This window comes from Sulfitobacter sp. SH24 (genome assembly GCF_965641895.1).
Lineage (GTDB): Bacteria > Pseudomonadota > Alphaproteobacteria > Rhodobacterales > Rhodobacteraceae > Sulfitobacter > Sulfitobacter dubius.
Genome location: NZ_OZ282575.1, coordinates 1,510,540 through 1,535,900 on the forward strand (window position 1 = coordinate 1,510,540; position 25,361 = coordinate 1,535,900).

The window sequence follows — 25,361 nt, forward strand, 5'->3', positions numbered from 1 at the left end:
GGGCGAAAATGCGGAAAAACAGTGAGAATTTGAAGAGAATGTGACGGTTTTCCGGGGGCAGTGCGGCGACTGGCCCGCGGTTATTGGCCTGCGTGCCTTCGGCTGCGTCTTGCGTATTCTACCATAAGCCGTGCTGCCTTGGCGGTGACCGGGCGACTTGGTGGGGTCATGAGCAGGCGTCCAAACAGAGCGCGGAAGGGTTCTTGTTCCATCAGTGTATCAAAGCGGGCCCGGCGCCATGCGACCGCGCTGTCGTGAAGCGTGACGAGTTCGGGATCAGCCTTCAGCCCTGTAAGCACGCGGTCGCGTGCCGGGGCTGTGACCCTGATTGACGTGTCTGTGTCAGAATTGAAGTTCCGCTCTACCCAGTAGTCCAGCCCCAGCAGATGGTCATTGTGTACTGCGCGACCGCGATCGGCCTTGAGGATATAGGTCTCCATCGCGCCTAAAGGATAGTGGTTGATCTGGGCCAGCCCGTGGTTCTGGCGCCCGTAATTGGAAAAAATCCGTTTGGTCTTGAACAGGTCCGGCAAGGCGCGGCCATGGCTGTCGAACCAACGGGCTTGGTCGATCTTTGCCGGATCGGGGTTGCGCGGGCGGTGCACGCCGGGCTGCGCATAGGTGCCATCGTTGCGGTAAAGCGTCTTGAACATCGCGGCGCGCCAGGGCCAATGCATCACGGCGGGCGCACAGCGGGTGAAGCTTTCGGTCACTGGATGGTCTGCATAGCGGACCTGATCGTTGTTGCCAAACAGCCGCCAGGTGAGCGTGATCGCAGTGGCGTTGGGAAGGGCTGCATGCAGTGCAGCAAGGCTGTGATCGCCGCAGTGGATGTTGACGAACTCATCGACGTCAAGCGGCAGGATCCAATCGGCCTGCTGCACAAGCTCCAAGTCGGCCGCGGCCTTCAGCGCGGTGAACTGAATGCCGCCCTTCTCATAGGGGCCGTCGTTGCGGATGTGGGTCACGCCGCCAAGCGCTTGCAACCGGTCGAGCATCGCATCCGTGCCGTCGTCGCAATCGTTAGAAAAGACCAGCACATGGTCGAAACCGATGGCGCGGTGATGCGCCATCCATTCCAGCAAGAATGCACCCTCGTTGCGGACGCAAAGGATCGCGAGGTGAGAGATCTTACCACTCACGGCGGAAGGCCACGACTTTGTTATGCGAACCGCGGTGGTAATAGGCCATTCCGGCCTGCATGAAGGCGCTGAACACCTTATTAACCCCCGCGGGGCCAATCCACTGCGGATGCAGTTCGATAATGGCGGCGCGGAGATTATTGAGGGGCAGGGCCGGGATCAGGTCAACCTCGGCACCTTCTATGTCGCAGATCAACACCGTGGGGGTGAGATCGGCGAAGACCTTTGCGGCATCCAACACATCGATCTGGTGAGTCTCGGGCGGTGCTTCGCCGTCGAAGCGGGTCATCGAAGACGACAGAATCTGTTCGCGCACGTGGAAGTCGACCTTGCCGGGCGCGGGGCCTAGGATGGCATTGGTGACATGGACATTGCTCAACCCATTGGCCGCATGGACCCGGCGGATGTAGGGGATGAGGTTGGGGTTCGCTTCAAAGGAATGAACCGAGGCGACTTGGCGTTTGCTGGCCACCAGTGTCGACATATAGCCAACCCCGCCGCCCAGTTCGATTACCCGGTCACCCTCGCGGACCACACGCAGCGCGGCTTCGCTTTCCTTTGCCTCATAGGCGTTTTGGCGCAGCAGTTTGCGGACCCGCCCGCGCAGGATCGCGGGATCATCGGGGAACTTCATGCCGCGGGAGTGGATGAAACTCGGCTCGGTCGGGGTGTCGGTCACGGGTCAGCTTTCCATGTCGAGGGCGAGAGCATAGGCGACCCGCTCGGTTGCGCTTAACTTGGTGTTAAGCGCTTGGCGGTAGAGATCGCGGAACTCTGGTATCTGGTGCAGTTCTTCTGCCTTGGCGCGATGCCAAGCAAGGCCCGCTTGGTGATGTGTGCGCAGTTGTTCGTCTGCCAGCAGCCGGTCCATCTCGGCGCGGAGGCGCGGTAGGTTGCGCTGGATTGAGAGATCGCGGTGGTCGTTCCAATCCATGCGGATCCAGTAGTTGATACCGATGGAGCGGTCGACATGCAGGGCGCGCCCTCGCTGGCGCTTGATAAGGAAGGAGTCGGCTGAGCGTAGTGCGTAGTGGTTCAGTTGCAGCAGGTCATAGCCGATGTTGCTTTTGGAAGACCGCCACCCGTTGCGCAGCGCATCGTGCGTCATGTCGCGGCCCGCGCCGTTGACCCATTTGACCCGTTCCGCCTGCGCGTCGTCTAACTTGTTGGGCCGGTGGCAGGAGAGTTTTTCATAGGCGCCGATGTTGCGGAACATCGTCTTGAACCCCCATGCGGTATGGGGCTTTGGGCAGAAGCTAGGCGCGCAGTGGTCGAATTGGCCGATCACCGGGGCCTCTGAAAGCGCGGTCACCCTGTTATGACCGAAGAGACGCCATGTCATCGCGATATTGGTGGCCTCGGGCGCGGCGGCGAAGAAATCCTCAAGCCGACCATTGCCGGTGCGGATGTTCACGAATTCATCCACGTCAATATGCGCGATCCAGTCCGCGTCCCGGATAAGCGGCTCTTTCAGCGCTTGGTTCAGGGCATGCTGCTGGGGCGAATTGCCCTTCCAGTTGTCGTTGTTGCGGTGTTGCAGGATGCCCATTTCCTGTAACCGCCCCAACACGGCATCGGTGCCATCGGTGCAATCATTGGTGTAGATCAGGAAGTTATCAAAGCCGACAGTTCGGTGATAGGCGACCCACTCAAGGATATAGGGGGCCTCGTTTTTCATACAGCCGACGATGACATTGCCGCTGCTGCCGGGGGGCAATTGGCGCGGTGCGACAGTGGTATAGGCGGGCGCGGGCTGATCCTCGCCCTCGGGCGCCGTGTCGTTATGCGGGCGAAAGGGGCTGCTGAGGATTATCTCGTGGTTGACCTTCACCCGATTCAAGAGGTGGGCGTTGGCCTCCCGGTCGGCTTCCGACGCTGCGGGGTCCGATAGCATTTCCTCGAACTTGCTGGCCGACTGGCCGGCCATCTCAGCCTCCGCGCGTTTCTGCGCCAGAGGGGTCGCCGTGGTGCGGATGCGATGGGCGAAGGCGGCAAGGTACTGTGTGGCGCGAAAGCCGAGCTCGGGGTCGGCTTCGCGCCAGAGAGGTTCCGGCGCATCGGGGGTAAGCGCCTCGGCCAGCGCGGGGAATTGGGCGATCAGTGCGGCGTTGTCCTCGGCGAAATGGTCAGAGATTGGGGCGAGGCTGCCGGGTGTGATCGGTGCGCCGCCGATTTGCAGCGCTTGCAACATCTGGCTCCAAGTGCTGCGCGAGCAGGACAGGTCATGCGCCTGCAAATAGCGGATCAATACATCGTTAAACGCGCGCATTCGGGTGAGCCATGGCGCAGGCAGAGGGGCAAGCGCGCGGCCCGGGTCAACCGGACCGAGGGGCGTGATCAGGTCAAGGCTATCGGAAACTTCCCGCGCCCCGTCTTTGGACAGGAGATGCGGCAGGTCAAGCGGGCGGAATTCGACCTTTTCGGCCCCAAAGGCATCTGCCCAATGACTGTGAAGTGTTTGATAATCCAACCAGAAGGGCGGGTTTTGCACATCCGAGAATAGGCCAAAGTCGGGGGCATCCCCAGCAGGTTCGAGCGCGCCTTGCCACCAGTTGCCCTGTGCGGCCAAGGCCAGTTCCTGCGTCAGCGAATTACGGCGACCTTCGGTCACGGCAAAGGCATAGTGCGCGGTGAGAAGCCGAGCCTGTTCCTCAAGATGGGCGATAATGCGGATATCGTTGAAATTGGGGCTGAGCAGATCACGCAGACGGGTAAGCTCTTCAGGCCGTGACAGCAGATTGCCGAGTTGCGCCGCGCTGAGCACCACATGATCGGCGCGGGTCTCGGCCAAGTCGCGGGGGATCAGCGCGTGGAATTCATCGCGCAGCGTGGCACCGATCAACGCACTGTCGAGCCCGCGTCGATGGCGCAGCAGCCCCACCGCATCGGGCGCAGCGCAGGCGGCATAGAGGCGGACATGGTTCCAATCAGCGGCCAAAATTCCGTCTTTCAGAAGCGCGTCCTTTTGCTGCTGCAGGATATTGCGCAGCCGCGCGGCAGCCTTCTCGGTCGGACCGATGAACAGGGTGAGACGCATCACTTGGCCTCCGCCTTGCCAGTGTTGCTTTGGCCCCACCAAGGCAGATCGATATCGAGGTAAGCGGCGATCGTGTCGCGCGCGCCGGGGTCTTCGATGTCGAATTCCAAGAAGTTGGCGCAGCCGGCAAAGACACGGCGGCAAAAGATGAAATGCCCCTCGACCCATTTGGCAAGCTCGGCTTCGCTGCGGCCAAAACCCCTCGGCAAGCCCGGCACATCGGCCTGTGGCAGGCGCCGGCGGCCTAGATTGTTCCAGCGCATCATGCTGTTCGCCGTCCTTGCCGAATCGCGGTGCGACAGCAGGAACTTGATGTCGGGGTGGTGCTGCTGAATGGCGCTTAGCAGCCCCCAATCGGTCTGCGGCCATAGGCTGCGGTCATGGCGCACGGCGCTCATCTCATTGATCACGTCGAATTCTTGCAGCCGCGCCAGCGGGTCGCCGCTGGCAAAATAATCGGCATAGACGATCCGGCCGACATGCTCTCCGGTGATCTCGGGCAGAGTGCTTTGCCCCTTCCGGATGCGCCAATCGGCAACCTTGAGCCCGGCGTGGCGCAGCGCATCGGTGAGCGTGGTGGTGCCGGTCTTGGGCAGGCCGAGGTTGATGATCCGTGGGCCGGTCATTTCAGGCCAATCTCGGCACGGACCTGCGCTTCGGCGGCGGAGTAGGGGCTGGCCTCGCGCAGTTGCGCCTGCATCGCGCGGTAGACCGGATCGGCCAGCAGGGCATCGCGGCGGGCGCGGTGCGCGGCCACGGCATTGGCGTGAAGTTCCGCGATGCCGGGCAGCGCTTTGAGGCGGTCCATCTCGGCGCGCAGGGCGGGCAGGTAACGCTGGATCGAGCGATCTTCCCAAGCTGCATCATTGCGGTCGCGCCAATAGGTGTCGTCAAAGGCGCGGTGTTCGCGGTTCACGTCACCCCGATCATTCTTGACCAGATAGCTGTCAAGCGAGCGCAGCGCGTAGTGGTTTAACGTCGCACAACGCCGCGCGCCGCGGGCAGGAAAGGCACGGATGCGGCGTTTGTTGGCGGCAGTCCGAAACGGCGCGGCCACCTGCCTGCCTGCGCCGTCCGTCCAATGGGGTTGAACTTTGCTGTCATCATGAAAGGGGCGGTGCGCCCCGTAATAGCCCAAGGGGAAATCTTGTCGGACCAATGATTTAACCTCAATCGCCGTATCGGCGCACCAGATGTCGGGGTTATGGCTGCGGGTGAATTGCGCGATGATCGGTTCATCGACGAACTCCTCGATCCCGCCATTGGCAAAGAATTGGAAATGCAGCGAGATTGCCTGCGGATCGCCGCAGGCTGCGATCAGCGCGGGCAGGCGGTGGTCGCCCACATGGATGTTCAGAAACTCGTCCACATCCGCGACCCAGACCCAATCGGCCTGCGTGACGACGGGTTGGCGCCGGGCATCCTTGAGCGCTTGCATCTGGTAGTTTCGGTTGGTGGCCGGGTTGGGCAGATGGGTAACGATGCCCTGAGCGCCAAGGGCGTCGAGCAACCGGTCAGTCCCATCGGTGCAATCATTGGAGTAGAATAGGAAATCCGTAACCCCGATCACCCGATTAAAGGCAATCCATTCCAGCAGAAACGGGCCCTCGTTCTTGACGCAGGTGATAGCGGTGATGCGCATGTCAGACCCCGCCGCGCCGGATCGCGATGAAAATGCTCTGTCCCATATCCGCCCCTGTGGCCCCGTTGTTCCCGGTGACCGTCGATTATTGCTTAAGACTATGCCAGCGCGGGTAAATCACGTCAATCTGCCCGCGCCCTCTCAGACCCCTTGACGGGGCGGGGCGGGAATGCACCACTGGGACCATGAAAAACATTGATACGATCGACGCGGTCCAAGAGATGCTAAGCGCCGAGGGCTATGTCTGCGACCGCGCGCTTGGGGTCGTGGTGTTCCTGAGCCTGACACTGGGGCGGCCTTTGTTTTTGGAGGGCGAGGCGGGCGTCGGCAAGACCGAGATCGCCAAGGCGCTGGCCGCCGGGCTGGGGCGGCGGCTGATCCGGTTGCAGTGCTACGAAGGGCTCGATGCGTCGAGCGCGGTTTATGAATGGAATTTTCCGGCTCAGATGGTGGCGATCCGTGCGGCAGAGGCGGGCGGCGGCGCGGACCGGCGTGCGCTGACCCAAGAATTGTTCAGCGATGACTACCTGATCGAACGCCCCCTTCTGCAGGCGCTGCGCCCGGATGAGAATGGCGCACCGGTGCTGCTCATCGACGAGTTGGACCGTACCGATGCACCCTTTGAGGCCTTTCTACTGGAGGCGCTGAGTGATTTTCAGGTGACGATCCCTGAGCTTGGCACGATCCGTGCGCCGGAGCCGCCGATTGTGATCCTCACCTCGAATCGCACGCGGGAAGTGCATGACGCGCTGAAGCGGCGGTGCCTTTACCACTGGGTTGATTATCCGGATGTGGAACGCGAGATGGCGATCCTTGCTGCCCGCGCGCCCGAGGCGGCAGAGGCGCTCAGCCGCGAGGTTGTGGCCTTTGTTCAGCAATTGCGGACGGAGGATCTGTTCAAGAAACCCGGCGTGGCAGAGACCATTGATTGGGCGAAATGTCTGCTGGCTTTGGACGTGACGACCCTGAGCCCCGAGGTCATCGCCGATACGCTGGGGGCGGTGCTGAAATACCAAGACGACATCGCCAAGCTGCAAGGCTCCGAGGCTGCGCGCATTCTTGAGCAGGCCCGCGCCTCGCTGGTGCCTGCCTGAGCAGGATGGCTGAGCAGCTTCCCCTCATCTTGCCGAACGACCCGAAGCTGGCGGGGAATATCACCCATTTCGCCCGCGCTCTGCGACGGGCGGGGCTCTCGATTGGACCGGGGCGCGTGGTGGAGGCGGTGGAGGCGGTCGCTGCCGTTGGCTTCACCAGCCGCCGCGATTTCTATTGGACGCTCCACGCCTGTTTCGTGAACCGCCCTGAACAGGCGCGGGTGTTTGCGCAGATATTCCGGCTTTATTGGCGTGATCCGCGCTATCTGGAACATATGATGGCCGCGATGCTGCCCGCCATTCGCGGTGTGCAGGAGGACCGTCCCGCAACCCCTGCCGAAAAACGCGCGGCGGAGGCTTTACTGGATGGGGCCGAAGCGCCGGAGCGAGAAGAGCAGCCCGAACCGGAAGAGACCCTCATTGAAGTGGATGCGAGCCTCACCATGTCGGCGCGCGAGCGGCTCCGGACGCTGGATTTCGAACAAATGAGCCTTTCCGAGATGGCTCAGGCGAAGCGGATGTTGGCCAAGCTCTCGCTCCCGGTGCCGCCGATGCCCAGCCGGCGGAATGCGGCGGCGGCGCAGGGGCGGATTGATGTGGCACGCACAATGAAAGCGGCGCTGCGGCGCGGGGGGGAGATGGAGCGGCTCTACCGGATGAAGCCGCGCGCCCGCTATCCGAACCTTGTGGTGCTCTGTGATATCTCAGGCTCGATGAGCCAATACAGCCGGGTGATCCTGCATTTCCTGCATGCCGTCGCCAATCGCAAGGGGGCCGGCTGGGCGCAGGTGCATGGTTTCACCTTTGGCACGCGTCTGACCAATATCACCCGGCATCTCGCCACCCGCGACGTGGACGCAGCACTGGCAGCGGCGGGCGCACAGGCACAGGACTGGGAGGGCGGCACTCGGATCGGTGCAGCACTAGCGGCGTTCAACCGAGATTGGTCGCGGCGGGTCATGGGGCAGGGTGCGGTGGTCCTCTTGATCACCGACGGGCTGGACAGGGGCGATCCGGCGGAACTGGCGCGTCAGATGCAGCGGCTGCAACTCACCGCACGACGTGTAATTTGGCTGAACCCGCTGCTCCGCTGGGACGGCTTCGCGCCCAAGGCGGCGGGCATTCGCGCGATGTTGCCCCATGTCGACAGCTTTCGCGCAGGGCATTCCATCGCGTCTTTGGAAGCCCTGGCCGAGGCGATCTCGCGCCCCGATGATCTGGGCGAAAAGGCGCGGATGTTGGCGGGGTTGAACGCGGAAGGCTAGGCGCGAGGCCGAAGGAGGCGGCTGCGGGTCTCTCCAAAACCAGAAGGTTTCGGAACCACCCTTGATTGATCCCGGCCTGTCACCCGGCTGTCGTCGGCTCAAGCGAAATAGCCGTATCCCCTGAAGGGGCCCCTCGGCGATTTAGCTTGCCCCGCCGCCCTGCGCGCGACCGTTTGGTCTCAAGCAAGGGCGGCTCCGAAACCAGAGTTTTAAGCGAAGGCCTTGGCGAAAGTGGTCCGATAGGTCTGGCGCAGATCGGACAGCGGGGCGGAAGCCGCACCGAAGCTGATCATGTTGCCACCGAAGGCGCCGATTTGGGAGACGGGAACGTTTGCGTCCTTGCCAGCGGCGATCAGGGTTTCGGCGGCCTCGGCGGTGCAGGCAACGAGGTAGCGGGCTTGGTCTTCACCGAAGAGCGTCGCGGTGTCATCGCTTTCGATTTCGACGCCGATGCCAGCGGTCTCGGCCAGCTCGAAGGCGGCGAGGGCAAGACCACCATCTCCGAGGTCGGTGCAGGCGGAGATTTGGCTGGACTGGGCGCGGATAAATTCACCGTGACGGCGTTCAGCCGCGAGGTCGACATGAGGCGCGTCGCCCTCGGTGCGGCCAAAGGCTTCGGCGAGCAGAGCGGATTGGCCGAGGTGGCTGCCCGTGGTTCCGATCAGAAGGGCGACATGACCTTCGCGCAGTTGATTGCTGATGATGTCATCGACGGTGTCGAGCAGGCCCACGGCACCGATGGTGGGGGTGGGCAGGATGCCTTTGCCGTCGGTTTCATTGTAAAGGGATACATTGCCCGAGACGATAGGCATATCGAGCGCGCCGACAGCTTCGCCGATGCCTTTGATCGCGCCGACGAGCTGGCCCATGATCTCGGGCTTTTCTGGGTTGCCGAAGTTCAGGTTGTCGGTGGTGGCAAGCGGTTTGGCACCTACCGCGCAGAGGTTGCGGTAAGCTTCGGCCACGGCTTGTTTGCCGCCTTCGGTGGGGTTGGCTTTGACGTAGCGCGGGGTCACGTCGGACGTGAACGCCAGCGCTTTGTTGGTGCCATGTACACGTACGATGCCAGCGCCGAGGCCGGGCAGGCGGACTGTGTCGCACATGACCATCGTGTCATATTGTTCATAGACCCATGCTTTGGAGCTGTGATTCATGGAACCGACGAGGGCGCGTAGACCTTCGATGGGGTCGATGGTGGGGGCATCGGTCAGCGCGGGAGCGGCGGGGGTTTCCACCCAGGGGCGGTCGTATTCTGGTGCTGTGGAGGCGAGTTTCGACAGCGGCAGGTCGGCTTTGACCTCGCCATTGAGGCAGATGAGGAAGCGGTCTTCAGGGAGGGTTTCGCCGACGATTGCGAAGTCGAGGTCCCATTTGTCGAAGACGGCTTTGGCCTCGGCCTCAAGCTCAGGGCGCAGCACCATGAGCATCCGCTCTTGGCTTTCGCTGAGCATCATTTCATAGGCGGTCATATGCGGTTCGCGCGTCGGCACTTTTTCAAGGTCGAGACGCACGCCGAGGCCGCCTTTGTCCCCCATTTCCACGGCAGAGCAGGTCAGGCCTGCGGCACCCATGTCTTGGATCGAGATCACGGCACCGGTGGCCATCAGCTCCAGCGTGGCTTCCATCAGGCGCTTTTCGGTGAAGGGATCGCCGACTTGCACGGTGGGACGCTTCTCTTCGATGGTGTCGTCGAACTCGGCGCTGGCCATCGTCGCGCCGCCGACGCCGTCGCGGCCGGTTTTCGCACCGAGGTAGACCACGGGCATGCCGACGCCGGAAGCGGCGGAGTAGAAGATTTTGTCCGCATCGGCGAGCCCGGCTGCGAAGGCATTCACGAGGCAGTTGCCGTCATAGGCTTTGTCGAAGCGCACTTCGCCGCCCACGGTCGGCACGCCGAAGCAGTTGCCGTAGCCGCCGACGCCTTCGACAACGCCGTGCACAAGCTGGCGGGTTTTAGGGTGATCAGGGCGGCCAAAGCTCAGCGCGTTCATCGCAGCAATCGGGCGCGCACCCATGGTAAAGACATCGCGCAGAATGCCGCCGACGCCTGTGGCCGCACCTTGGTAGGGTTCGATATAGGAGGGGTGGTTGTGGCTCTCCATCTTGAAGACCAGCGCTTGGCCATCGCCGATATCGACCACGCCTGCGTTCTCGCCGGGGCCGCAGATCACTTGCGGGCCATCGGTGGGCAGGGTGCGCAACCATTTCTTGGAGGATTTGTAGGAGCAGTGCTCGTTCCACATGGCCGAGAAAATGCCCATCTCGGTGTAGTTCGGCTCGCGCCCGAGAATGTTGACGACCTCGGCGTATTCCTCGGGGGTGAACCCGTGGCTGGCGATAAGGTCGGGCGTGATGGCTGGATCTTGCATGTAAATTCCCCGGCTGGCGCGTTTGCGCCCTCATACAAGGGGAAATGCCGGGGGGGAAGTGGCTTTGGCCGCCTGTGGGCTGAAAGAAGGCGATGGGCCAAAAAAAAGGCCGAGCTAAAAGCTCGGCCAAGTCCAACAGGGAGGTATGAAGCGACGCGCCCTCAGGCTGTCAATCTTCATGATGGTGAAATAGGAGGCAGCGCTGCTCAAATCAAGGCTAATTAACATGGCAAGTCATCATGGCCGATATGCGCCTATTGCATGGCTGCGGTTGTATGCGGAGTTCAGCCTTCGCCTTCGGTCCGTTCGCGCCATTGTTTGCGGTAAGTTATGATCTCTTCTTGGACGAAGTCCTTGAAGGCGGCGACCCGTTTGGATTGGCGCAGTTCTTCGGGGTAGGCGAGGTAGACTGGCACATCGGCGGATTCTATATCGGGCATGACATGTACGATATGCGGAAAATCTTGGATCAGGTAATTGGGCAGCACGCCAAGGCCAAGGTGGTGCACGACACCTTGCAACACGCCAAAGTAGTTGTTGACCGTCAAAAGCGAACGGAGGTCATACATCATCAGTTCTTTGACCAGTTGCAGCCCGGCGCCCACTTGATCGCTGTCGGTGTTTTGGCAGATCAGGCGATGGTCGGCCATATCCTCCATCCGCTTGGGGGTGCCATGTTTCTCTAGGTACTCGGGGCTGGCGTAGATCCCCATTCGGACGGTCATCAGGCGTTTGCGGATCAGATCGGCTTGGCTTGGTTCTTTCATGCGGATTGCCACATCGGCCTCACGCATGGGCAGGTCCAGCACGCGTTCTTCCAGCATCAGGTCAACTTTGAGGTCGGGATATTGCTCATAAAGTTTGGGCAGGCGCGGGGCGAGCCAAAGCGTGCCGAAGCCTGTGGTGGTGGTCACACGCAATTCACCGAACACTTCTTCTTCGCTGTCGCGGATGCGTGCGGCAGCGGCATCAAGCCGTTTGGCCATGGCTGAGGTCGCGTCAAACAGCAACTCACCTTGTTCGGTCAGGATCAACCCGCGCGCGTGGCGGTGAAAGAGGTTGGTATTCAGCTGCTCTTCCAGCCCGCGAATCTGCCGACTGACCGCGGATTGCGACAGGTTTAATTTGTCGCCCGCGTGAGTCAGCGACCCGGCATCGGCCACGGCGTGAAAAATTCTGAGTTTGTCCCAATCCATGGCGCGTACTTTCCTTGCCCAGCCTTTCTCCTATCTTAATAGGCGGGAGAAAACAGCACAAACCGTCCCCTGACGGGCTGTCGTTACGGAATAATTGCTATACAGGTCAGTGTTTGTGACCTATATGTGGTGACAATCATGCAAGACTGACGTGCTAGGGAGGGCCCGCCATGACAACGCAAAAGATTTCACTGAACGATCGTTTCGACCTTGAGAAAAGCCCGGTGCTGCTGAACGGCACGCAGGCGCTGGTTCGGTTGATGATGATGCAATCCGCCCGCGACCGTGCGGCGGGGTTGAATACCGCTGGCTATGTGACCGGCTACCGGGGCAGTCCGCTGGGCGCGGTCGACCTGCAAATGCAACGGGCTGAGAAGAAACTGGCCGAACATAACGTGCGTTTTGAGCCGGGTCTGAACGAAGATCTCGCAGCGACGATGCTTTGGGGCAGCCAACAGGCAGAACTCCGCGGTGAGGGGAAATACGACGGCGTCTATGGCCTGTGGTATGGCAAGGGGCCGGGTGTCGACCGTACCGGTGATGTGATGCGCCATGCGAATATGGCGGGCACGTCGCCTCATGGTGGTGTGCTGATGGCAATGGGGGATGACCATACGGGCGAATCCTCCACCGTTCTGCACCAGTCGGAATGGGCGATGGTGGATGCCTATATGCCGGTGGTTTCGCCCGCTGGTGTGCAGGAAATCTTGGACTACGGTATCTATGGTTGGGCGCTGAGCCGGTTCTCGGGCCTTTGGGTCGGCCTGAAGACGATGAAGGACACGGTTGAGGCGACCAGCGTCGTGAACGGTGATCCGAACCGGATGAAGCTGATTACGCCGGAGTTCGACATGCCTGATGGCGGTCTGAGCATCCGTCTGGGTGATACACCACACCTGCAAGAAGCGCGGATGATCGACTATAAGCGTTTCGCGGCCGAGGCATTCTCTCATGCCAACAAGATGGACAAGCGCATGTGGGGCAAGCGCGGGGCCAAGATCGGTTTTGCCGCTGCGGGTAAGAACTGGCTCGATCTGGTGCATGCGCTGAGCCTTTTGAATATCGATGAGAACGAGGCCGAGCGCCTTGGCATCACGACCTATAAAATCGGCCAGACCTTCCCGCTGGACATGCAGGGGTTCCATGAGTGGGCTGATGGGCTGGACCTGATCGTGGTGGTCGAAGAAAAGCGCAAGCTGATCGAAATTCAGATCAAAGAAGCGCTGTTTAACGACACCCACCGCCGGGTCTATGGCTGGCATAAAAGCGGCGCGGGCATGGAGCATGGCGAAGAGCTGTTCCCGACCCGTGGTGCGCTTGACCCGATCCTGATTGCCGAAAAAATTGGTGGCATCTTGTTGGAAGAGGGCCGTGAGACCGACGGCATTCGGGCGGGACTTGAGGCGCTGAACGAGGCACGCCGTTCGGACAATGCCGAGGATATCGCCGCGCGCCTGCCGTATTATTGCGCAGGCTGCCCACACAACTCTTCGACGAAAGTGCCCGAAGGCAGCCGCGCCTATGCCGGCATCGGCTGTCACTACATGGTGCAGTGGATGGACCGTGAGACCACCGGCTTTACTCATATGGGCGGTGAAGGTGCGAACTGGATCGGGGAGGCACCGTTCTCTAATACCAAGCACGTCTTCCAGAACCTTGGGGATGGCACCTATAACCACTCTGGCGTTCAGGCGATCCGTGCGGCCATCGCGGCGGGGACGAACATCACCTATAAGATCCTCTACAATGATGCGGTCGCCATGACGGGCGGGCAGCATAACGAGGGCGATCTGGATTCCTACCGGATCGTTGAAGAACTGAAAGCGATGGGCGTCAAGCATATCGCCGTGGTCTATGACGAGAAAGAAGACGTGGATCTTGCGCGGTTCAAAGGCGTCGAAGTGCATGAGCGCGATGAGATGCCAAATGTGCAAAAGGCCTACCGCGAGCATGAGGGCGTCAGCGCGATTGTCTATATCCAGACCTGCGCCGCTGAAAAACGCCGCCGCCGCAAGCGTGGCTTGTTCCCCGATCCCGACAAACGTGTCTTTATCAACGAAGACGTTTGTGAGGGCTGCGGCGATTGTGGCGTGCAGTCGAACTGCGTGGCCGTGGTGCCGAATGAGACAGAGCTGGGGCGCAAGCGCGCGATTGACCAATCGTCCTGCAATAAGGATTTCTCCTGCGTGAACGGGTTCTGCCCTTCGTTCCTCACGCTGGAAGGTGCCAAGGTCCGCAAAGACCCGACAACCGAACTTGCCATTCCCGACCTACCGATGCCTGAACTGCCCAAGATCAACGGCACGCATAACGTCGTCATCACCGGCGTCGGCGGCACCGGCGTTGTCACCATCGGTGCGCTGCTGGCACAGGCTGCGCAATTGGACGGTAAGGGTGCGGGTATGATGGAAATGGCGGGCCTCGCCCAGAAGGGCGGCGCGGTTCATATCCATTGCCGTCTGGCGGAGCGCCCTGAAGACATCAGCGCGATCCGCGTCGCGACAGGTGAAGCGCATGCATTGATTGGTGGTGATCTGGTGGTTTCGGCCGGGCATAAGACCCTGGGCCTGACCCGTGCAGGTCGCACCGGGGCTGTGGTCAACTCGCACCAGATCATCACTGGCGATTTCACCCGCGATACTGAGTTTCAGATGCCTTACGATCGCTTGAGCCTCGCGCTTGAAGCGCGGCTGAAGGACGATGTGGCAATGTTTGATGCGTCCGATCTGGCGAAGGCCGCTTTGGGCGACTCGATCTTTTCCAACATGATGATCTTTGGTGCGGCTTGGCAGCGTGGACTGCTGCCGCTGACATTGGAGAGCCTGCACGAAGCAATCCGCATGAATGGTGCGGCAGTTGAGCGTAATATGCGCGCCTTTGAGATTGGCCGTTGGGCCGTGCTTTACCCGGAAGATGCCAAAGCGGTGAGCCAGCCCGATAAGGTGGTGGAGCTACCCAAATCACTGAACGACAAAATCGCTTTCCGCGAAAACCATTTGACTGAGTATCAGGGCAAAGGTCTTGCCAAACGATATGCCAAGATGCTGGACGGGATTGAGGACCGAGACGTTAAAGCGGCTGTCGCTTTGGGTTATCACAAGCTGTTGAGCTACAAGGACGAATACGAAGTCGCCCGGCTGCTCATCACCAGCCGTGACAAAGCGCGGGCCGAGTTTGATGGTGATTTCAAAATGACCTTCCACATGGCGCCGCCGCTGATCTCGAAGATGGGGCCGAACGGTCGTCCTCAGAAGCGTGAGTTTGGTCAATGGCTCGAAGGGCCGTTGCGGGTCATGGCCAAGTTCAAGGGGCTGCGCGGCACGCCGTTCGATCCTTTCGGCTATACCGCCGAGCGCAAGATGGAGCGTGCGTTAATCAAGCAGTATGAGGCCGATATGACCGAGGTGCTGCCCAAGCTGACCGATCAGACCCGCGATGCCATCGTGGCGCTGGCCGAATTACCGTTGCAGATCCGCGGCTTCGGTCCGGTGAAGCAGGCGAATGAGACAAAGGCCGCGAAGCGCCGTGAGGAACTGCTGGCGGTGATCCGCGCGGGCGGCACCGCCACGGCCAAGGCGGCTGAGTAATACCGCTGTTACATTTCCGTTTTAAGGAATGCTGCAATACGATCCTGAGGCCGAAATGTGACCCACGCCCGTGACATAAGCTATGCCCATTCCGCCCGAACCCGGGGCGGGAGGGCGCTCATTCGATTGATGGAAAATACGACCGGACGCGTTTCTCTGCTGAAACGAGCCGAGGGCTATGAAGACGATCTCGCCGCGGGGCTGGGGTTCTTTGATGCCATGGTGCGGCGTTGTGGTTTGACCCTCGAAGTGATGCGGGGTGCATTGTCGGATATCCCGGCGCGGGGGCCGGTCATTCTGATCGCCAATCACCCCTACGGCATTCTGGACGGTTTGATGCTTGGCCATATCCTCAGCCGGACGCGCGGTGATTTTCGGATCATGGCCAATGCGGTATTCAGTCAAGCGCCGGATCTGGCCCATCACCTCTTGCCAATCAGTTTTGCCGAAGATCGCGCCGCACTGGCTTTGAACCTCGCCACACGCCGGACCGCGTTAGATTATCTGGCGCAGGGCGGGGCAATTGGCATCTTTCCTGGCGGCACGGTTAGCACGGCGGCAAAACCCTTTTCCCAGCCGATGGATCCGGGTTGGCGTAGTTTCACCGCACGGATGATCGCCAAATCTAACGCCACGGTCGTGCCGATCTACTTTGACGGCCACACTAGCCGACTGTTCCAAATCGCCAGCCATCTGCATGCCAATCTGCGCATGGGCTTGCTGATTAAGGAGTTCCGCGCGCGTGTCGATACACCTGTCCGCGTGGCCATCGGCGACCCGATCCCGCGCGCTGCACTTGACCCGCTTGCGGGGGACGCAAAAGCGATGATGGATTTCCTACGCAAAGCCACTTATGAGTTGTCACCAAAGCCGGGCCAGTATCAGGGTCTCGGTTACGAGTTTGAGGAACGGCATAGAGCCGACAGGTGACGACAGACCATGGCAGTTGGTATTTTCGATTCGGGGCTGGGCGGGCTGACCGTCTGGAACAAGGTGCAAGAACGGCTGCCGGAGGTGGATTTTGTCTATCTCGCTGACAGCGCTCATGCGCCCTACGGCGTGCGCAACGCGGATGACATCTATGATCTGACCTGTGCCGCCGTGCAGCGGCTGTTTGATGCGGGCTGCGATCTGGTGATCCTCGCCTGTAATACTGCCTCTGCTGCTGCGTTGCGGCGCATGCAAGAGGGTTGGATTCCCCGCGACAAACGTGTGCTGGGCGTCTTTGTGCCGCTGATTGAAGCGATGACGGAGCGGCAGTGGGGCGACAATTCCCCGCCGCGCGAGGTGGCCGTGAACCATGTGGCGCTTTTTGCGACCCCCGCAACTGTGGCGAGCCGCGCGTTTCAACGCGAACTTTCCTTCCGCGCGATCGGTGTGGATGTCGAGGCGCAGGCCTGCGGCGGGGTGGTTGATGCTATTGAAGAGGGCGACATGATCCTCGCCGAAGCGTTGGTGCGCAGCCATGTGGATGCTCTGAAACGCAAGATGCCCAACCCCGACGCGGCGATCTTGGGCTGTACCCATTACCCGCTGATGCAAGAGGCCTTTCAGACGGCTTTGGGGGCGCATGTGAAAGTGTTTAGCCAAGCGGAATTGGTGGCGGACTCTTTGGCGGATTATCTCAAACGGCATCCCAATATGATGGGCAGTGGCGAGGCGGCCTTTCTGACCACCGGAGACCCCGCCCGCGTGAGCGACCGCGCGACGCAGTTCCTGCGACGACAGATCACATTCACCGCCGCCTGAATTCCGAATACTTATCGCTCCGAACAAGGGGACAGACCATGACCCAGAACATCGCCATTCTCGGCGCCTCCGGCTATACCGGGGCAGAACTCATCCGCCTAATTGCTGGCCATTCTTCGATGAAGATCACCGCTTTGGGGGCCAACTCCAAGGCGGGGCAGACCATGGCAGAGGTCTTTCCGCATCTGCGCCATCTTGAGCTGCCCGCGTTGATAACCATTGAAGAGATTGACTTTTCCGAGATTGATCTGTGTTTCTGCGCGCTGCCGCATAAGACCAGCCAAGAAGTCATCTCAGCACTGCCCAAAGACCTGAAGATCGTCGATCTTTCCGCTGATTTCCGCCTGCGTGACCCCGAGGATTATGCCAAATGGTACGGCAACAAACACGCGGCTGTCGACGTGCAGAAAGAGGCGGTTTACGGTCTCACCGAATTCTACCGCGAAGAAATCGCCGCCGCGCGCTTGGTGGCGGGAACGGGCTGCAACGCGGCCACGGGGCAATTTGCCCTGCGTCCGCTGATCGCGGCGGGGGTGATTGATTTGGATGACATCATTCTGGATCTGAAATGCGCCGTGTCAGGTGCAGGGCGCTCGCTGAAGGAAAACCTGCTCCATGCAGAGCTGAGCGAGGGCTATCACGCCTATGCGCTTGGCAGCACGCACCGCCATTTGGGGGAGTTCGATCAGGAATTCTCGGCCATTGCCGAACGGCCCGTGCAGGTGCAGTTCACCCCGCATCTGGTGCCCGCAAACCGTGGTATCTTGGCCACCTGCTATGTCAAAGGCGACGCGCAGGTCATCCATGAGACGATGCAGAAAGCCTATGCAGAAGAGCCCTTTATCGAGGTGCTGCCTTTCGGCGAAGCGCCCAGCACCCGGCACATTCGCGGCTCGAACTTCTGTCATATCGGCGTGGTGGCCGACCGTCAGACCGGGCGGGCGACCGTGGTCGCGGCGCTCGATAACCTGACCAAAGGCTCCAGTGGGCAGGCGTTGCAGAACGCGAATCTGATGCTGGGTCTGCCGGAAACCGAGGGGCTGATGATGGCCCCGCTCTTCCCATGAAGAGCCTCAAGAAACAGCGCCGGATCCAGATTATCGCGGTGGCGGCGGTGGCCTTGGTGCTGTCCACCGCCTTGATCGGCTATGCCCTGCGCGACGGGATTAACTATTTCCGCGCGCCCAGCCAAGTGATTGCCGAACCGCCCGGCCCGGCAGAGGTGTTTCGCATCGGCGGGTTGGTCGAAGAAGGGTCGCTGAAACGCGGGCAGGGCGAGGCGATTCGCTTTGCCGTGACCGATGGTGGGGCGACAGTGCCAGTTGTTTTCACAGGCGTTTTGCCGGATCTCTTTGAAGAGAACCAAGGCATGGTCGGCACCGGGCGTTATATCGACGGGGTTTTTGAGGCCTCTGAAATCCTTGCGAAACATGACGAAACCTACATGCCTAAGGAAGTGACGGACGCGCTGAAAGAGCAGGGCGTTTACCGCGAGCCCGAAGATTGATCTGCGCGCAACGCACGCGGGGCTGAGGCCCCGTTAACCCATCCGGCCGAGCCTGTTTGCACCCAAGACAGGAGAGCCCGCGATGCAGACCGTCCGAGAGATCGCCAGCGCCATCGTCGCCCGGGAGGGAGGCTTTGTGAATGACCCCGATGACCCCGGCGGGGCGACGAAATTCGGGGTGACGATCCATACCATGCGCCGATTGGGGCTGGACCTGACCGGGGATGGGGCGGTCAGTGTGGCCGACGTACGCCGCCTTAGCCGCGCGCAGGCGGTGGATATCTTTGTCAGACATTACTTCAACGCCCCGCGCATCGCCGAATTGCCCACGCCGTTGCAGCCGAGCGTTTTTGACATGTATGTCAACGCTGGCAGCAACGCGGTGAAGATCCTGCAAAGCTTGCTGCGCGAGATGGGGCAGGAGATCGGTGTTGACGGGGTCATCGGGCCGCAAACCATCCGCGCCGCCCATGCCGCGTGGCGGGCCGCACCCGATCATCTGGTCGACGCCTACGGCATCGCAAGGCGCAATTACTACTTCCGTCTCGCCGACCGTCGCCCCGCCAGCCGAAAATACGCGCGCAGCCGGGCAGGCGGCAAGGGCGGCTGGATTCGCCGCGCGGAGAAATTTATCGCGCCGCGGTATCACATGAGCGACGCCGATTTTGAACGGAGGGTGGCACAATGGGGCTGATCGAACGTATCTTTACGACGGTTTTCGGGGGCGAGCGCAATGTCATCCGCGACACGGTCGAAGTGTTTCGCGAGAATGCCGAGGCCGGGGCGCAGCGTGCCCATGCGGTGCAGGGCCAAGCGATGGCGCAATATGGGGCGGAATTCGCCCAAGCGCGGCAGGGTGACTTTGACCGCTTCATTGATGGGGTCAACCGGCTGCCGCGCCCGATGCTGGCGCTCGGCACCCTCGGCCTTTTCGTCACCGCCATGGTCAATCCGCTGTGGTTCGCCGAACGGATGCAGGGGATTGCCTTGGTGCCCGAACCGCTTTGGTGGTTGTTGGGGGTAATCGTCTCTTTCTATTTTGGTGCGCGGCAGCAGGTTAAATCGCAAGAGTTTCAGCGTGCGATCGTCGGCACCATCGCACGGGTGCCGCAGGTGGTCGAGAATATCGAAGCCTTGCGCGAGATGCGCGCTGACAGCCCCCAGGCGGCCGACACCGGTGCCGACAGCCGTCTGGCCCTCGCCGCGGTAGAACCTTCAGACAATCCGGCCTTAGACGCATGGCGCCGGAGCCGCGCCTGACTGCGACCGATTGACCATATTTCACGTTTGATTTGCCATGGCTTAGGGAGCGCACGCCCCCTATAGTCCGGCCCATGATTACAGAGCTTGGACATTTCGCGCTGGTGCTCGCCTTTGGCGTGGCGCTGGTACAGATGGTGGTGCCGATGTGGGGCGCTTGGCGGGGCCGCGCGGGCTGGATGGCAGTGGCCGAACCGGCGGCGGCGGCGCAGTTTATCTTGATTGCGCTGTCCTTTGGCGCGTTGATGTGGGCCTTCGTCACCTCGGACTTCAGCCTGCAACTGGTGGTGGCCAACAGTCATTCCGCCAAGCCGATGCTCTATAAAATCAGCGGTACATGGGGTAATCACGAAGGGTCGATGCTGCTTTGGGTGCTAATCGTGGCGCTTTTCGGGGCGATGGCCGCGTGGTTCGGCGGCAACCTGCCGCCGCACCTGCGCGCGCGGGTGCTCTCGGTACAGGCGGCGATTGGGGTGGCCTTTCTGGCATTCATCCTTTTCACCTCGAACCCGTTCCTGCGCATGGGCACGCCGCCCTTTGACGGCCAAGACCTGAACCCGCTGCTGCAAGACCCGGGCTTAGCCTTTCATCCACCATTCCTCTATCTCGGCTATGTTGGCCTCAGCATGGCGTTCAGCTTTGCCGTGGCAGCGCTGATCGAAGGGCGCGTTGATGCGGCTTGGGGTCGCTGGGTGCGGCCTTGGACGCTGGCGGCTTGGGTCTTTCTGACCATCGGCATCGCGCTTGGGTCTTGGTGGGCCTATTACGAACTGGGTTGGGGCGGTTTCTGGTTCTGGGACCCGGTCGAGAACGCCAGCTTCATGCCGTGGCTCTTAGCGGCGGCGCTGTTGCATTCAGCAATCGTGGTGGAAAAGCGCGAGAGCCTGAAAAGCTGGACCATCCTGCTCGCCATTCTCGCGTTCGGCTTTTCGCTGATCGGTACCTTTATCGTGCGTTCCGGCCTGCTGACCTCTGTCCATGCCTTTGCCAACGACCCCGAGCGCGGGGTGTTTATTCTGGCCATTCTGGGTTTCTTCACCGGAGGGGCGTTGGTGCTTTATTCCCTGCGAGCGTCGGCGCTTGAGGCCAAGGGCGTCTTTGGCCTGCTCAGCCGCGAGACCGCCTTGGTGGTCAATAACCTGCTGCTGGCCGTCGCCTGTTTCGTGGTCTTTGTTGGCACAATGTGGCCGCTGGTGGCCGAGATGTTCCTCGACCGGAAACTCAGCGTCGGGCCGCCGTTCTTTAACGCCGCGTTTACGCCTTTCATGGTAGCGCTTGGGCTGATCCTTCCTATTGGCTCTGCTATGCCGTGGAAACGGGCCAAGATTATGCGTGCAATCTATCCGCTGCGCTATGTATTTGCGCTGGCGTTGGCGCTTGGGGGGCTGGCCTTTGCAATGCAATCCGGGCGGGGGCTGCTGGGACCTGTGGGCATGTTCCTCGGCGCTTGGTTAATCATGGGCACGGTGGTTGATGTGATGCAACGTCTTGGCCGGGGGCCGGGCAAACTCGCACGCCTGCGTCGATTGCCGCGTGCTGATTGGGGCAAGGCCACCGCACATGGGGGGCTGGGCATCACCATGGCCGGGATCGCGGGGCTGATGGCTTGGGCCGTGGATGACATCCGCGTGGCCCGGATTGATGAGCCTTTCGAGGTAGGCAGCTATACGCTGACCCTGCATGATGTGAGTGAGGAGCGCGGACCTAACTATTTGACCACTATCGCCACCCTCTCGCTCGCGCAGGACGGCAAGGCAATTGCCACGCTTCAGCCAGAGAAACGTTTTTACCCCGTCGCCCAAATGCCCACGACCGAAGCGGCGATTGATTATAACCTCGCGCGCGATGTCTATGTGGTGATCGGCGACGCGCAGGACGGCGGCGGTTGGGCCGTGCGGACCTATATCAAGCCGATGACCAATTGGATTTGGATCGGCTGTGCGCTGATGGCCCTTGGCGGGGCTTTGAGCCTAAGCGATCGACGTTTCCGTGTTGCGGCTGGCGCACGCAAGCAACCTGCGGGAGTGCCTGCGGAATGAAACGTTTGCTGTTGATCCTGACCCTGTTGGCAAGCCCGCTTTGGGCGGTGCAGCCCGACGAGGTGCTGGACGATCCCGCCCTGGAAGCCCGCGCGCGGGAGCTAAGCCAAGGGCTGAGATGCCTAGTCTGTCGTAACGAGAGCATTGATGAAAGCAACGCAAGCCTTGCCCGCGACCTGCGCATTCTTCTGCGGGAACGGCTGGTAGCGGGTGACAGCAACGAAGAGGCCGTTGGTTTCATCGTGTCGCGCTATGGGGAATATGTACTTTTGAGCCCCCGCGCCACCGGGGCGAATTGGCTGCTTTGGGGGGCAGGGCCGCTGATGCTCTTGTTGGCCGGGGGGCTGGGAGCCGTCTATCTGCGCGGTCGTGCGCGGGGCAAAACCGCGACCGAAGCGCCACTTTCACCCGAAGAAGAAGCCCGCCTGCGCGACATTCTCGACGTCTGACGCCCGGTTGCACTGGCAGTGGCACCTTCCTTTGATATGCTGCGGTCAAGCAATTGAGGATACCAAGATGGACTATGAAACGATCACCTATGCGCTGACCGATGGTGTTGCGCTGATCACGCTGAACCGTGCTGACAAGATGAACGCGCTGACCACGCAGATGAGGGCTGAGTTGACCCATGCGGTGACCGAGGGTGGGCGTGAAGGGCGCGTGGTGGTCCTTACCGGAGCCGGGCGGGCCTTTTGTTCGGGGCAGGATCTGGCAGATCGAGCAGGCGGCGTGGCTGACCTAGAAAAAACTCTGCGCGAAGAATATGCGCCTCTGCTGCGGGCCATCATTGATTGTCCCGTGCCGACGATTGCCGCTGTGAATGGCCCAGCCGCAGGGGCAGGCGCGAATATCGCGCTGGCGGCAGACGTCGTATTCGCCAGTGAGAGCGCTTATTTCATGCAGGCATTTACCCGTATTGGCCTGATCCCTGACGCGGGCGGCACCTATGCGCTGCCAAGGCAGATGGGCATGGCCAAAGCCATGGGGGCCGCGCTTTTTGCCGATAAGATCACCGCGCAGCAGGCCGATGACTGGGGTATGATTTGGCAGGCGGTGCCGGATGCGGACTTTGATGCCCATTGGCGGGGCAAGGCAGCTCAATTGGCCGCCGGGCCAACAGCAGCCTATGCCGAAGCGAAAAAAGCAATCCGCGCTTCTTGGGACAATGGCTTGGAAGATCAGCTGTCGTTAGAGGCCGAAGCGCAGGGTCGCTGTGGTAAATCCCATGATTTCGCTGAAGGTGTCGCGGCCTTTACCCAGAAACGCAGCCCAAAGTTTGAGGGTCGGTAACCACTAGCGCGAACGTTCGACCAAAAGGACATCATCAGCCGAGGGCGCCGGGCCACTGGCCCGCGCCACCACCGCCACGGCGACCCCATCCGCAAGCACCGTATGAACCGAGTTCGAGACCCGCGCTATGGTGATCTGTGGCGGGGTCTGACCCTTGTCATAGACCACCGCGATCTGATCACAGTCATGCAGCGTGTCGGGCACCAGCGCGCCTTGCGGGCCGGGTACATCACTGGCCTTTGTCTGCGTAAGACCGGTGGCGCAGTCCCAGCGAAGGCCTTTGGTCCGATCTGATGCGGTCATCGCGCGTTCCTTCGTCACGGCGTGCTGTAAAGCAGCAATAAACTTTCAATAATTCCGAGTGGGATCACGCCGAGATGCGGGAGCCCAGACTGTCCGAGGCACCGCCGCCATCACGCCTTTCCCACCCCGAAAAGACGTCTTGGTATCAAGCTAACGTTGATGTGGAAATCCCGTCAAGCACCTGGGGGCTATTGTCACGCGGCGAGAAACAGTGCCGCAATTTGGCCGTATTTATCGCCCCGGTGTTTCGAAACTGGCAAAGCACTTGGAAACATTAACTGATTTTCAGACCCATTGCCGACAGGCCACAAAAACACCCGGAACGGGCCGATTCGGAAAAGCCTTATCAGCGGAGAAGGCTGGGCTGGGATTGTTGCCCCAAGGTCAACAACGCCGGGTCCTATGATATATTGAATAGCAGTTCTAAATGCGAAACGCCCCGGAGGTCCGGGGCGTCTGTAAGTCTTGAAATGTGCAGTTCAGCGGTTTTCGATGTCGACGTAATCGCGTTTATCTTCGCCGAGATACAGCTGGCGCGGGCGTCCAATTTTAAGCTGCGGGTCGCTGATCTGTTCTTTCCACTGCGAGATCCAACCAACCGTCCGCGCAAGGGCGAAGATGGGCGTGAACATCGATGTGGGGAAGCCCATCGCTTCGAGGATGATGCCCGAGTAGAAGTCGACGTTCGGGAAAAGCTTCTTCTCCGCAAAATACGGGTCTTCCAATGCCGCTTTTTCCAGTTCTTTGGCGACCTGAAGGATCGGGTTGTTCTCGACCCCCATCAGCTCCAGAACTTCGTCGGCGCTTTCCTTCATCACGGTCGCGCGCGGGTCATGGTTTTTGTAAACGCGGTGGCCAAAGCCCATCAGGCGGAACGGATCGTTCTTGTCTTTGGCGCGGGCGATGAACTCAGGAATGCGATCGGGCGTGCCGATTTCTTTCAGCATCTCGAGGCAGGCTTGGTTTGCACCACCATGCGCCGGTCCCCAGAGGCAGGCGATGCCAGCAGCGATACAAGCGAAGGGGTTGGCGCCCGAAGAAGACGCCAAGCGCACCGTGGAAGTCGAGGCGTTCTGCTCGTGATCCGCGTGGAGGGTAAAGATCCGGTCCATGGCGCGGCTGAGGATCGGGTTTACCTCATGATCTTCTGCCGGCACGGCAAAGCACATGCGCAGGAAGTTCGACGCATAGTCCAGATCATTGCGCGGATATACGAACGGCTGACCGATAGTGTATTTATAGGCCATTGCCGCGATCGTTGGCATCTTGGCAATCAGACGGATCGTGGCGACTTCGCGCTGGTGCTCATCGTTGATGTCGGTGCTGTCGTGATAGAAAGCCGACATTGCGCCGACCACACCGACCATGATCGCCATTGGGTGCGCATCGCGGCGGAACCCACGGAAGAAATTCATCATCTGTTCGTGCAGCATGGTGTGGTTGGTCACCAAGCATTCGAACTCTTCCAAGGCTTTGGGGCCGGGCAACTCACCGTATAGCAGCAGGTAGCATACTTCGAGGTAGTGCGATTTGCTCGCCAGTTGCTCGATCGGATAGCCACGATGCAGCAGCACGCCTTTGTCACCGTCGATGAAAGTAATCGTACTGTCGCAGGCCGCGGTCGAGGTGAACCCCGGATCATAGGTAAAGACACCCGCCTGCGCATAGAGCTTGCGAATATCGACAACATCGGGGCCGTCGGTGGGGCTGTGAATCGGCAGCTCAAAGCTCTGATCGCCGATCGTCAGCGTTGCGGTTTTATTGTTATTGGTCATTAAATCCCTTCCCGAATGTAGGCTGCGGAGATGTGCTCCGCCGTCTGGGTCTAGCCCCAAATGGGGCTGTCCCGTTCAGTTATAACCAGTCGCCCAAAGAAGTGGT

At 60.7% G+C, this 25,361-nt stretch carries 21 protein-coding genes; 12 read left to right on the forward strand and 9 right to left on the reverse strand.

The genetic code is table 11. The features are described from left to right. Positions 1-80 precede the first annotated feature (80 nt). The 5 genes from ACSQ16_RS10035 to ACSQ16_RS10055 are packed head-to-tail and all read right to left on the reverse strand — an operon-like array spanning position 81 to position 5,821. Positions 81-1,130 (reverse strand): glycosyltransferase family 2 protein, encoded by a 1,050-nt coding sequence (locus tag ACSQ16_RS10035; RefSeq protein ID WP_243263177.1) that lies wholly within the window; start codon positions 1,128-1,130, stop codon positions 81-83. Position 1,131: 1 nt separating this feature from the next. Further along, on the reverse strand, positions 1,132-1,821 hold the full coding sequence (locus ACSQ16_RS10040; RefSeq protein ID WP_243260728.1) for an FkbM family methyltransferase: 690 nt from the start codon (positions 1,819-1,821) through the stop codon (positions 1,132-1,134). A 3-nt stretch (positions 1,822-1,824) separates the two neighbouring features. Then, on the reverse strand, positions 1,825-4,179 hold the full coding sequence (locus ACSQ16_RS10045) for a glycosyltransferase family 2 protein (RefSeq protein WP_243263175.1): 2,355 nt from the start codon (positions 4,177-4,179) through the stop codon (positions 1,825-1,827). After that, the gene (locus ACSQ16_RS10050) at positions 4,179-4,805 is read right to left on the reverse strand and encodes a sulfotransferase (RefSeq protein ID WP_435988741.1); all 627 of its coding nucleotides are present in this window, start codon (positions 4,803-4,805) and stop codon (positions 4,179-4,181) included. Before ACSQ16_RS10050 ends, ACSQ16_RS10045 begins: the two co-directional genes overlap by 1 nt. Further along, positions 4,802-5,821, reverse strand: coding sequence for a glycosyltransferase family 2 protein (locus ACSQ16_RS10055; protein WP_243260726.1), 1,020 nt, complete (start codon positions 5,819-5,821; stop codon positions 4,802-4,804). Before ACSQ16_RS10055 ends, ACSQ16_RS10050 begins: the two co-directional genes overlap by 4 nt. Positions 5,822-6,006: 185 nt before the next feature. Here ACSQ16_RS10055 and ACSQ16_RS10060 point away from each other — a divergent pair, with 185 nt between their 5' ends. Both ACSQ16_RS10060 and ACSQ16_RS10065 read left to right on the forward strand, forming a co-directional pair. Continuing rightward, positions 6,007-6,915: an AAA family ATPase gene (locus ACSQ16_RS10060; RefSeq protein ID WP_243260725.1), complete on the forward strand. Its 909-nt coding sequence runs from the start codon at positions 6,007-6,009 to the stop codon at positions 6,913-6,915. Between the two features lie 5 nt (positions 6,916-6,920). Next, on the forward strand, positions 6,921-8,180 hold the full coding sequence (locus ACSQ16_RS10065) for a vWA domain-containing protein (RefSeq protein WP_243260724.1): 1,260 nt from the start codon (positions 6,921-6,923) through the stop codon (positions 8,178-8,180). Positions 8,181-8,389: 209 nt separating this feature from the next. Here ACSQ16_RS10065 and purL read toward each other — a convergent pair whose 3' ends face one another. Further along, complete coding sequence (gene purL / locus ACSQ16_RS10070) at positions 8,390-10,549, reverse strand: phosphoribosylformylglycinamidine synthase subunit PurL (protein WP_243260723.1); 2,160 nt, start codon at positions 10,547-10,549, stop codon at positions 8,390-8,392. 284 nt (positions 10,550-10,833) lie between these two features. Then, entirely contained in the window at positions 10,834-11,745 is a 912-nt protein-coding gene (locus tag ACSQ16_RS10075; RefSeq protein WP_093926035.1) for a LysR family transcriptional regulator, read from the reverse strand. 170 nt (positions 11,746-11,915) lie between these two features. Between ACSQ16_RS10075 and ACSQ16_RS10080 the strand changes: the two genes are divergently transcribed. The 10 genes from ACSQ16_RS10080 (at position 11,916) to ACSQ16_RS10125 (ending at position 23,177) form a co-directional block, all read left to right on the forward strand. Further along, positions 11,916-15,332 (forward strand): indolepyruvate ferredoxin oxidoreductase family protein, encoded by a 3,417-nt coding sequence (locus ACSQ16_RS10080; protein ID WP_243260722.1) that lies wholly within the window; start codon positions 11,916-11,918, stop codon positions 15,330-15,332. Between the two features lie 57 nt (positions 15,333-15,389). Continuing rightward, positions 15,390-16,262, forward strand: a complete 873-nt coding sequence (locus ACSQ16_RS10085; RefSeq protein WP_243260721.1) for a lysophospholipid acyltransferase family protein — start codon at positions 15,390-15,392, stop codon at positions 16,260-16,262. A gap of 9 nt (positions 16,263-16,271) precedes the next feature. Further along, positions 16,272-17,081, forward strand: a complete 810-nt coding sequence (murI, locus tag ACSQ16_RS10090; protein WP_243260720.1) for a glutamate racemase — start codon at positions 16,272-16,274, stop codon at positions 17,079-17,081. Positions 17,082-17,119: 38 nt separating this feature from the next. After that, positions 17,120-18,148, forward strand: coding sequence for an N-acetyl-gamma-glutamyl-phosphate reductase (gene argC, locus ACSQ16_RS10095; RefSeq protein WP_243260719.1), 1,029 nt, complete (start codon positions 17,120-17,122; stop codon positions 18,146-18,148). Further along, a complete protein-coding gene (gene ccmE / locus ACSQ16_RS10100) occupies positions 18,145-18,588 on the forward strand; it encodes a cytochrome c maturation protein CcmE (RefSeq protein WP_243260718.1) in 444 nt (147 codons plus the stop codon). Before argC ends, ccmE begins: the two co-directional genes overlap by 4 nt. A gap of 82 nt (positions 18,589-18,670) precedes the next feature. Next, positions 18,671-19,282, forward strand: a complete 612-nt coding sequence (locus ACSQ16_RS10105; RefSeq protein ID WP_243260717.1) for a holin-associated N-acetylmuramidase — start codon at positions 18,671-18,673, stop codon at positions 19,280-19,282. Further along, on the forward strand, positions 19,273-19,848 hold the full coding sequence (locus ACSQ16_RS10110; RefSeq protein ID WP_243260716.1) for a holin family protein: 576 nt from the start codon (positions 19,273-19,275) through the stop codon (positions 19,846-19,848). Before ACSQ16_RS10105 ends, ACSQ16_RS10110 begins: the two co-directional genes overlap by 10 nt. A 74-nt stretch (positions 19,849-19,922) precedes the next feature. After that, entirely contained in the window at positions 19,923-21,887 is a 1,965-nt protein-coding gene (locus tag ACSQ16_RS10115; protein WP_243260715.1) for a heme lyase CcmF/NrfE family subunit, read from the forward strand. Continuing rightward, the gene (locus ACSQ16_RS10120) at positions 21,884-22,336 is read left to right on the forward strand and encodes a cytochrome c-type biogenesis protein (RefSeq protein ID WP_243260714.1); all 453 of its coding nucleotides are present in this window, start codon (positions 21,884-21,886) and stop codon (positions 22,334-22,336) included. The genes ACSQ16_RS10115 and ACSQ16_RS10120 overlap by 4 nt, the downstream gene beginning before the upstream one ends. 67 nt (positions 22,337-22,403) lie before the next feature. Beyond that, complete coding sequence (locus ACSQ16_RS10125) at positions 22,404-23,177, forward strand: enoyl-CoA hydratase-related protein (RefSeq protein ID WP_243260713.1); 774 nt, start codon at positions 22,404-22,406, stop codon at positions 23,175-23,177. 3 nt (positions 23,178-23,180) lie between these two features. Here the strand turns inward: ACSQ16_RS10125 and ACSQ16_RS10130 are convergent, their stop codons facing one another. Together ACSQ16_RS10130 and ACSQ16_RS10135 are read right to left on the reverse strand one after the other, a co-directional pair. Continuing rightward, the gene (locus ACSQ16_RS10130) at positions 23,181-23,480 is read right to left on the reverse strand and encodes a hypothetical protein (RefSeq protein WP_093926046.1); all 300 of its coding nucleotides are present in this window, start codon (positions 23,478-23,480) and stop codon (positions 23,181-23,183) included. 479 nt (positions 23,481-23,959) lie between these two features. Continuing rightward, positions 23,960-25,255: a citrate synthase gene (locus tag ACSQ16_RS10135; protein ID WP_243260712.1), complete on the reverse strand. Its 1,296-nt coding sequence runs from the start codon at positions 25,253-25,255 to the stop codon at positions 23,960-23,962. Positions 25,256-25,361: the final 106 nt, after the last annotated feature.

What these genes read in the sequence shown, in the direction of transcription:
- ACSQ16_RS10045 (WP_243263175.1), bottom strand. Translation starts at nt 4,179, where the DNA reads ATGCGTCTCACCCTGTTCATCGGTCCGACCGAGAAGGCTGCCGCGCGG.
- ACSQ16_RS10050 (WP_435988741.1), bottom strand. Translation starts at nt 4,805, where the DNA reads ATGACCGGCCCACGGATCATCAACCTCGGCCTGCCCAAGACCGGCACC.
- ACSQ16_RS10055 (WP_243260726.1), bottom strand. Translation starts at nt 5,821, where the DNA reads ATGCGCATCACCGCTATCACCTGCGTCAAGAACGAGGGCCCGTTTCTG.
- ACSQ16_RS10060 (WP_243260725.1), top strand. Translation starts at nt 6,007, where the DNA reads ATGAAAAACATTGATACGATCGACGCGGTCCAAGAGATGCTAAGCGCC.
- ACSQ16_RS10065 (WP_243260724.1), top strand. Translation starts at nt 6,921, where the DNA reads ATGGCTGAGCAGCTTCCCCTCATCTTGCCGAACGACCCGAAGCTGGCG.
- purL (WP_243260723.1), bottom strand. Translation starts at nt 10,549, where the DNA reads ATGCAAGATCCAGCCATCACGCCCGACCTTATCGCCAGCCACGGGTTC.
- ACSQ16_RS10075 (WP_093926035.1), bottom strand. Translation starts at nt 11,745, where the DNA reads ATGGATTGGGACAAACTCAGAATTTTTCACGCCGTGGCCGATGCCGGG.
- ACSQ16_RS10080 (WP_243260722.1), top strand. Translation starts at nt 11,916, where the DNA reads ATGACAACGCAAAAGATTTCACTGAACGATCGTTTCGACCTTGAGAAA.
- murI (WP_243260720.1), top strand. Translation starts at nt 16,272, where the DNA reads ATGGCAGTTGGTATTTTCGATTCGGGGCTGGGCGGGCTGACCGTCTGG.
- argC (WP_243260719.1), top strand. Translation starts at nt 17,120, where the DNA reads ATGACCCAGAACATCGCCATTCTCGGCGCCTCCGGCTATACCGGGGCA.
- ccmE (WP_243260718.1), top strand. Translation starts at nt 18,145, where the DNA reads ATGAAGAGCCTCAAGAAACAGCGCCGGATCCAGATTATCGCGGTGGCG.
- ACSQ16_RS10105 (WP_243260717.1), top strand. Translation starts at nt 18,671, where the DNA reads ATGCAGACCGTCCGAGAGATCGCCAGCGCCATCGTCGCCCGGGAGGGA.
- ACSQ16_RS10110 (WP_243260716.1), top strand. Translation starts at nt 19,273, where the DNA reads ATGGGGCTGATCGAACGTATCTTTACGACGGTTTTCGGGGGCGAGCGC.
- ACSQ16_RS10115 (WP_243260715.1), top strand. Translation starts at nt 19,923, where the DNA reads ATGATTACAGAGCTTGGACATTTCGCGCTGGTGCTCGCCTTTGGCGTG.
- ACSQ16_RS10120 (WP_243260714.1), top strand. Translation starts at nt 21,884, where the DNA reads ATGAAACGTTTGCTGTTGATCCTGACCCTGTTGGCAAGCCCGCTTTGG.
- ACSQ16_RS10125 (WP_243260713.1), top strand. Translation starts at nt 22,404, where the DNA reads ATGGACTATGAAACGATCACCTATGCGCTGACCGATGGTGTTGCGCTG.
- ACSQ16_RS10130 (WP_093926046.1), bottom strand. Translation starts at nt 23,480, where the DNA reads ATGACCGCATCAGATCGGACCAAAGGCCTTCGCTGGGACTGCGCCACC.
- ACSQ16_RS10135 (WP_243260712.1), bottom strand. Translation starts at nt 25,255, where the DNA reads ATGACCAATAACAATAAAACCGCAACGCTGACGATCGGCGATCAGAGC.